Here is a 7,787-nt window from a genome sequence, read left to right on the forward strand (position 1 = left end):
AATTAACGTGGTGATTCATTAACATTACCGATACCTTAACTGCAGTAAACAGTTTAGGCGAGTTATTCTACTGTTATGTTAATAGTCAGATAATTTTATAAACCAGATATTGACTATTGGTATGAATGAGCTTCCCACCAACATACATGAGGGTAGTGGAGGCGTTGCTGGAGCTATACAACATGCATAAGAGGCCGATTAAGAGTAAGGAGATTGCCGATAAGCTAGGGATGAATGAGGGTACTATAAGGAACATTATGGTTGCCTTAAAGGCAATGAACCTCGTCGATAGTAAAACTGGGCCATATGGCGGATTCATACCATCCCAGAAGGCTGTTGAATTCGTTAAATCACCAATGGTTATTAACCCAGTTAACGATATCGCTCAAATATTCGTAAACGGTAAGCCTATTAACGTTTACGCCACGGGTATTGAATTAGTGAATGTGTTTAATCCCTATATGAGTAAGGCTGTAATAAAGATCCTTGGTAATGTTAAGGCAATTCACCCAGGCGATAATGTTAGGATTGGTCCAACGATAAACGCTAGGATTATTGTTGAAGGCATTGTACTTGAGGATAATTCATTATCTAAGGAATTAGTGATAGTGATTAAGAAGCTCCTAGCAATACCGAAGATAAAGGTGCTTGACGTTATGACTAAGGAGCTAGCGGTGGTTAGGTATGATGAACCCCTAACAAGTGTAGCTAAGATAATAGCTGATAGGAAGATTAGGGCATTACCTGTTGTTAATGATAATGGTGAGTTAATAGGCCTAATAACAAGCTCAGACTTAGCTAAGGCATTCAGTGATGGTGCCTTTACAGCATTGGTTAAGGATTACATGAGGCATGAAGTCCCCATAATAAGTTGGGATAGGGACATTTACGATACCATGAGGCTAATGATGAGCTACAACATTGGTAGGTTAATAGTGGTTAACCAGGAGCAGAAGCCAGTGGGCATAGTGACTAGGACAGACATATTAAGGTACCTGGCACCCTTAGGATAATGAAGTGTGAAATATGCCTAATTAATGAAGCGTCCAGAGTCTGCAGAATATGTGGTAGGCATGTTTGCCTCGAGGACTATGATGAAGGCAAGGGCGTTTGCTCAATATGCAGTAGCACACTATGCTACATGTGTGGTGAAAGGCTTGCCGTATCATTATGCGCAAAATGCGGTAAGCCAATCTGCAGGGTACATAGTGTTAGGGTCGGGTTAATTAGGTACTGCCTTAACTGCGCTAAGGAATTAGGCATACTTAAGCAACTTAGCCACTAACCCATGGGCATTCCTCAGTAAATCCTCGGCGGCAGCATTACCAGCCTCCTCAGGATCCCTGGCGTTAATTCTAATTGAGTTAATGAACTTCTCAACACCATTAGGATCCACTATACCATATGTAAAGTCAATGTAATCACCATTCAGTGACGCCAAGCCTCCTAAGGGTACGTGGCAACCAGCCCCTATCCTGCTTAGGAAAGCACGCTCAGCTATAGCTTCCTTGAATGTCTCCTCATCATTACTACGCCTCAGCACATTAATTAAATCATCCCTATCCCTCCTGGCAACAACACCAATTATACCCTGCCCAGGAGCTGGGGGCATTAATTCAGGGCTTATTTCACTCACATGTGCATTAATGTTAAGCCTCTCCAAGCCCGCGGCAGCCATAATTAAGGCGTCGTATTCACCATTATTAAGCTTCCTAATCCTAGTATCAACATTACCCCTAATAGGCTTCACTTCAACATCACGCCTCAGGGAAAGTAGGAATCCCCTCCTCCTAAGGCTTGATGTACCCACGATGGAATTGGGGGGTAATGTATCCACAGTATACTGCTTTACAGATACTAAGGCGTCCCTTGGATCATCCCTTGGAGGCGTCATTACTAGCGTTAAATTATCACTTATTTGAGCCGGCACATCCTTTAGGCTATGTACAGCTACATCAGCCTCCCCCCTTAACACTGCTTGATTAACCTCCTTCTCGAAAATACCCTTAACCCCTATTTCATAAAGTGGCTTAGCTAAGTTAATGTCACCAGTAGTCTTAACTATAATGAGTTTAAACTCAACATCCTTATTAAACTCAAGTATCCTATCCATAACTATCTTAGCTTGCTTAAGGGATAACGCTGAACCCCTTGTGGCAATCCTAATAATCATTAGTAATGTTAATCATGGCCCACTGATAAACCTTTGCTTCATAAACTTAAATGATGCGGATTGAACCAGCCACCTTAGGTACCTTAACGCCGGCCTCCTCAGCCTTCTCGCATGCTATTCTACCTAGCGCCTCCCATTCATTAATGGCAACGTTAGTCCAGTCGAACTTCCTAATGAACATTAAGCCCTCATTAGCTAACCGCTCCCTATACTCCTCATCTGTAATTAGTTTAGCAGCAGCGAGTGCCATGGAGTTAATGTCCCTAAATGGGACCCTTAAAACAGCCCTAGTACTGTAGTTAAACCTAATTGCAGGTATATCGTAAGTAATCACTGGTACACTGTGGGCTAAAGCCTCAATAATAACTAACCCTATTGAATCCAGCCTAGTTGGGTACACGAACACTCTAGCCCTAGCTAAGTAGCTTAGTAATTCCCGCCTAGTTAAATTAACCCTAACCTCAGTGAATTCACTTAACCCCAGCTTCCTTAACCTAGCCTTCACAATCATTGGTGTATCATCATCCGCGGCACCCATTATAACTACCTTAGGTTTAAGCCCCATTTTCCTACGCATAATGTTTAGGACATTAATGAAGTCGAAGACCCCCTTCTCTCTCTTTAATCTACCGAAGAATACTAAGTCAATATCCTTATCACCACACCTCCAGCATGATTCATCAATACCCACACCTGGGTCAAGCACCTTAACTCTAGCTCTTAAACCCATGAGTCTCATTTCATAGGGTATTGACTTAGACACAGATAGTACTGTTTCCCCAGATAACACTGCCTTAGCTATTAGGTATTCAAATAATTTATCACCAATGTAACCCATACCGTTCAACTTCAGGTTAAGGGACATTAACCTTATTGGGTTCATGGGTAAGTCAACATCAATCGCACCAATCACTGGTGTTAATTGAAGTAACGCGGTCCACTTAACCCCAATACTCTTAAGGAGCATCATCATACCCACATGCTCATGTGGGACATAGAATAAATCAAAGTAATTCAAATCCCTCCTAATGTTATTCATCGCATCGTAAATATACTTTGGGTAAGCGTAGAAGCGCGTTATCTCCATTGGTGGTAACTCCACAGTATTATTAACCACGAAGTCCCTGAACCTCCCCTCGAAGTAAGTATCAAGCATATTGAGGAGCTTAACGTAGTAATTCCTAGGTATTAAGAAAGTAGGCCTCCTAGGGTACCTGGAGGAAGCCTCCAGTATCCTCACATGCCCTCCAGTTAATGAGGATAATATTGTGAATAATGCTACCTGCATCTCCTGAATCGCTACAGGACCTATTTTATTAATATTTCCGTGGGAGGTGAAATCAGCTTAATTCATAGTGCCTCCCAGGTGAATAATGCATATATAGGTAAAGCAGCCTGCATCCCCTATGGTTAGGAAAGTAGTCATAATAGGTGCCGGCGCTGCAGGTGCATCTGCGGCAGCTAGGGCTAGGAGGCTTGAACCTGAGGCTGAGGTTACCCTCATTGATAAGGGGCCATTAATCAGCCATGCGCCCTGTGGGATACCATACTACATAGGTGGTGTAGTTAAGGATGCCAGTGAATTAGCGGTATATAGCCCAGAGGAGTTCGCTAAGGAGAGGAGGATTAATGTTAGGGTTAATGCTGAAGCCATTGATGTGGATTCAAGTAACCGCATGGTGCTTGTTAAGGAGGGTAATAATGTGGTTAAGTATGAGTGGGATGCATTAATATTAGCCACTGGGGCTAAGCCAATAGTACCACCCATTGAGGGAAGCGACTTAAGGGGTGTATTAACTCTTAGGCTCCCCCATGAGGCAATTAGGCTTAGGGAGGAGGCTTTAAGGGCTGATAAAATAGCCGTAATTGGAGGTGGTTACATAGGTCTTGAGCTAGCTGAGGCGTTAAGGGCTTTAGGTAAGAGGGTGATGTTATTCGAAATGATGCCCCATGTCTTACCCTCAACCTTTGATGAGGATTTAGCTAAGCTAATACATGATGAGTTAATTAAAAATAATGTGGAATTACACCTAGGCGAGAAGGTTATGGGGTTTCATGGAGTTAATGGGGAAGTTAAGAGCGTCATAACTGATAAGGGTGAGTATAATGTTGATAAAGTATTCATGGGGGTGGGGGTTAAGCCAGATGTGGACCTGGCCTTAAAGGCCGGTGTTAAGCTTGGTGAAACTGGCGCAGTCTACGTTAATGAATACATGGAAACCAGCGTACCTGGTATTTACGCTGCAGGTGATGTAGCTGAGACGTGGAGTATGATAACGGGGAGGAGGATGTATGTTGCCCTTGCCCCACCAGCCAATAAAATGGGTCAAGTGGCTGGCGCCAATGCCGTTAAGGGTAGGTTCCTAAGGTTCCCAGGGGTACTTGGTACAGCAATAACTAAGGTGTTTAACCTATACGTAGCTAGGACAGGCTTAACTGAGAGGCAGGCTAGAGAATGGGGGTTTAAGCCATATTCAGCCACTGTTAAGGTTAAGACAACAGCACACTATTACCCTGAGGGCGGTTTCGCAGCAATAAGGCTTACCGCTGATGAGGGTACTGGTAGGGTTATTGGTGCACAGGTTATTGGTAATGATAGGCTTGTTGCAGGTTACATTGATACTGCAGCAGCCTTAATAGGTAAGGGGGCAACTATTGATGACTTCTTCTTCGCCGACTTATCCTACTCACCGCCAACCGCACCTGTGTGGCATGGCTTAATAGTGGCCGCTAGGGTTCTATCAAGGGGTAAGTATTAGGTTCATAATGATTAAGGGGGTGTCAGGTGGGTAGCCGCCTTAAGTGACCCACCCTCATACGCCCCACTTTAAACCTTGTGAATTGGGTTTTAATAACTAACTCAAATTAAGGCACTTGGTCAGTTAACTTAACCTTCTTCTGGCTACCATACATTTCAAAAATCTCCTTAACCGTTGTAGCATCCTCCGGCCTCTTATCAGACCTATACCTACCCGTGAACCTTGGGAACCTTATCGCTAACCCCACGTCACCCTTAAGCATCGTGGAGCAGCATGTGTGGAGTGGGGACATGGTTATCTCGGCGCCGGTTATTTCCAGTACTAGGCCTGGTGTGAACCATACGTCAGGTTCCATTTTTGAAACAACCCTGGGATGCCTATGCGGTATCTTGTACGGTTCAAGCATTTGAGGAAGCTTCTTAAGGTCCTCATCAGTGAAGCCGCTTCCAACCTTACATACCGTGTAAAATTGGTCTGAGTCAGGGTCATATGCCGCCAGTAGGAGTGCACCGTAGGTTCCAGCCCTCTTACCACGCCCCCAGAATGCCCCAACAACCACTAGGTCCATTGTGTCTGATAGTTCACTCTTATAATCCCTCTTATACTTAATCCACAACCAACCCCTAGCCCCCATCTCGTAGACTGAACCTAACTTAACCGACTTACACATAACACCCTCGCAGCCTGATGATATTGCATCCAGGAAGAACTTCTCAAGTGAATCAGCATCATCAGTTATTATCCAGTCAGCGTGGTGAACATGCTCATGAGGCTTAATTATTGAGAACAATACCTTCTTCCTATCAGGTAAGGGCAGGTCCGTTAGGTCCTGGCCATTAATGTACATTACGTCAAATAGGTATAGGTTAATGGGATACTCCTCAATGGCCTCCTTAATATTATGCTTCCTCTTCCTATGCATTAATTCCTGAAATGGCTTAAACTCACCTGTATCCGGGTCAACTGCAACACCCTCACCCTCAACTATGAATTCCTCAGCGTCAATTGCCTCCCGGGCGTACTCAGCCACATCAGGGTACTGGTTAGTTATATCCTCCATCCTCCTACTGAATATTTTAACAGTCCCATCCTTAAGCTTATGTATCTGCATCCTCTCCCCATCGTACTTAAACTCACATATGGCGACTCCACCAAGCTTGTTCAAAATCTCCTTAGGGCTACTTAACCTCTCAGCAAGCATAGGCTGTATTGGCACACCGGGCGTAACCTTAATCGCCTTAACAGCTTCCTCACCCCCCTCAGCCAGCGTCTTGGCTATCTTACCGAGGTCAGGGTAAACGTGGTAGGCCTTCTCCAGTAAATCCCTATTAACATCAAAGGCATCTGATAAGGCGTCTAGGATAGTCATGTCGGCAACACCCAACCTCAGCCTCCCTATTACGAACCTGGTAATGTACTTAGCCTCATCTGGTTCAGCATCAGTTAATAGGCTTGACAATAGCTTAACCTTAGTGTCCTGGGCCCCTTCCCCTGATGCTTTAGCTATGGCCATTAATGTGTCGTAAACCTTACTAATCGTTAGCCTCCTCTTAGATTCAGCACCAATGAAGTCGAATATAGTTCCACCGCCTCCCTTACTCCTCTTAATCTCCACAGCCCTCTTAGCAACCTCACCTGCATCACCAAGCTTCTTATACAATTCCTCAACTTGCCTAATCGATAAACCCGTGGCCATGGATATTGCCCTAAGTGTTAACCTCTCTGCTAAACCAAGCTCCACCCCCTCCCAATCAGGCCTAAGGCTACCCAGTAGGAAGTATATAACCTTATCGATGACCTGCGGCGGCGTCTTTACAAGTAGGCTTGAGAGAGCCTTAGCCATAACCGTCCTCTGCGTCGTAGCCTCCACCAGCTTAAATACTGATACAATATTAGAGAACTCTAAGTCAGATTCCACGCTTCTCTAAGCAGCCTAGATATTAATTAACCTTACGTTAAGTTCACCGGGCCATCATACTATTATGTATTAAGACTTATGGTGATTTTACCCCTCGCTATGGTATTCATGTGCGCCTCCCTCAAGACCTCAAGGTTCGGGAAGCCAGCGTCTGTAGCATTTCTATGTGGCTTTTAATTGTTTTTAATTGCTTTTATTATGTATTCATAAGGCTTATGAATTTTACTTACAGGAAGCTAGTTGGAGGGTGCCTATTGTGAACTCTATGAGTAGTTGCGAGGGAGAGGAAGACATGCTCCCTAACCTAGGCGCGAGGAGGAAGAAGAAGTAATGAGGCTAAGTAACTAATGGCCATTAAAAGCGGCTATTAGTTACAATGAAAGCCGAACTCTTTCATAACATTTACGACTTTCGGTTCTTCCTTATTTTAACTAAGCACCACCAAAATTGATTGCACAAAGTTTATAAACAATATAATGAATAATTATATTAATGCTACTATATTACACGAACGAGAAAAAATTAGCGGATAGGTATGGAAATCTTTTCACAGAACAAATAGCTGGATACGACGAGTTTAATAATATCATGCGCAATTATAGTCTTAGAAATAGCAGTAATGTTTTGATTAAATCACAAAGTAGTGGAATTACCGGCCTTGTCTGTGCCTTTCCTGACGATTCTTTTATTAATGCCGAGCAAATACCACCTGCAGGCCCAGAAAATATTCTTTTTGTGGTCAAATTCTTTGGTGGCCGCGTGAATTCACTTAAATCTAAGTTTATCAAGCCCACTAATCCAAATTCTAGGTACGTTATGTTAGGTTTAAGGTTTGATGGTATGCTAATAACTTCCCCTGATGAGCATGCTTCCTTTGTTATTCCACCTATACAACAGGGGACTCATTACGACTACCTTCCTATATTAAATGGCAATA

The 7,787-nt window shown here is 43.6% G+C and carries 7 protein-coding genes; 4 read left to right on the forward strand and 3 right to left on the reverse strand.

Annotation, left to right across the window (positions count from 1 at the left end; translation table 11 throughout):
• Window positions 1–125: 125 nt before the first annotated feature.
• Together BP896_RS04460 and BP896_RS04465 are read left to right on the forward strand one after the other, a co-directional pair.
• On the forward strand, window positions 126–1,013 hold the full coding sequence (locus BP896_RS04460; protein WP_291766135.1) for a CBS domain-containing protein: 888 nt from the start codon (window positions 126–128) through the stop codon (window positions 1,011–1,013).
• The gene (locus BP896_RS04465) at window positions 1,013–1,285 is read left to right on the forward strand and encodes a hypothetical protein (protein WP_291766139.1); all 273 of its coding nucleotides are present in this window, start codon (window positions 1,013–1,015) and stop codon (window positions 1,283–1,285) included. The genes BP896_RS04460 and BP896_RS04465 overlap by 1 nt, the downstream gene beginning before the upstream one ends.
• Here BP896_RS04465 and hemC read toward each other — a convergent pair.
• Together hemC and BP896_RS04475 are read right to left on the reverse strand one after the other, a co-directional pair.
• Window positions 1,256–2,173 (reverse strand): hydroxymethylbilane synthase, encoded by a 918-nt coding sequence (gene hemC, locus BP896_RS04470; RefSeq protein WP_291766141.1) that lies wholly within the window; start codon window positions 2,171–2,173, stop codon window positions 1,256–1,258. The two genes, BP896_RS04465 and hemC, sit on opposite strands and share 30 nt — an antisense overlap.
• 46 nt (window positions 2,174–2,219) lie before the next feature.
• Complete coding sequence (locus BP896_RS04475; RefSeq protein ID WP_291766144.1) at window positions 2,220–3,461, reverse strand: glycosyltransferase family 4 protein; 1,242 nt, start codon at window positions 3,459–3,461, stop codon at window positions 2,220–2,222.
• A gap of 118 nt (window positions 3,462–3,579) precedes the next feature.
• Here BP896_RS04475 and BP896_RS04480 point away from each other — a divergent pair, with 118 nt between their 5' ends.
• A complete protein-coding gene (locus BP896_RS04480) occupies window positions 3,580–4,932 on the forward strand; it encodes an FAD-dependent oxidoreductase (RefSeq protein ID WP_291766146.1) in 1,353 nt (450 codons plus the stop codon).
• A gap of 106 nt (window positions 4,933–5,038) precedes the next feature.
• Here the strand turns inward: BP896_RS04480 and BP896_RS04485 are convergent, their stop codons facing one another.
• Window positions 5,039–6,850 carry an ATP-dependent DNA ligase gene (locus BP896_RS04485; RefSeq protein ID WP_291766148.1) on the reverse strand — a complete coding sequence of 604 codons (1,812 nt, stop codon included), beginning with the start codon at window positions 6,848–6,850 and terminating at the stop codon, window positions 5,039–5,041.
• A gap of 492 nt (window positions 6,851–7,342) precedes the next feature.
• On the opposite strand from BP896_RS04485, the gene BP896_RS04490 reads away from it, so the two are divergent.
• A partial coding sequence (locus BP896_RS04490; protein WP_291766150.1) for a hypothetical protein occupies window positions 7,343–7,787 on the forward strand: 445 nt, incomplete at its 3' end.

It is taken from the genome of Caldivirga sp. UBA161 (assembly GCF_002506515.1).
Lineage (GTDB): Archaea > Thermoproteota > Thermoprotei > Thermoproteales > Thermocladiaceae > Caldivirga.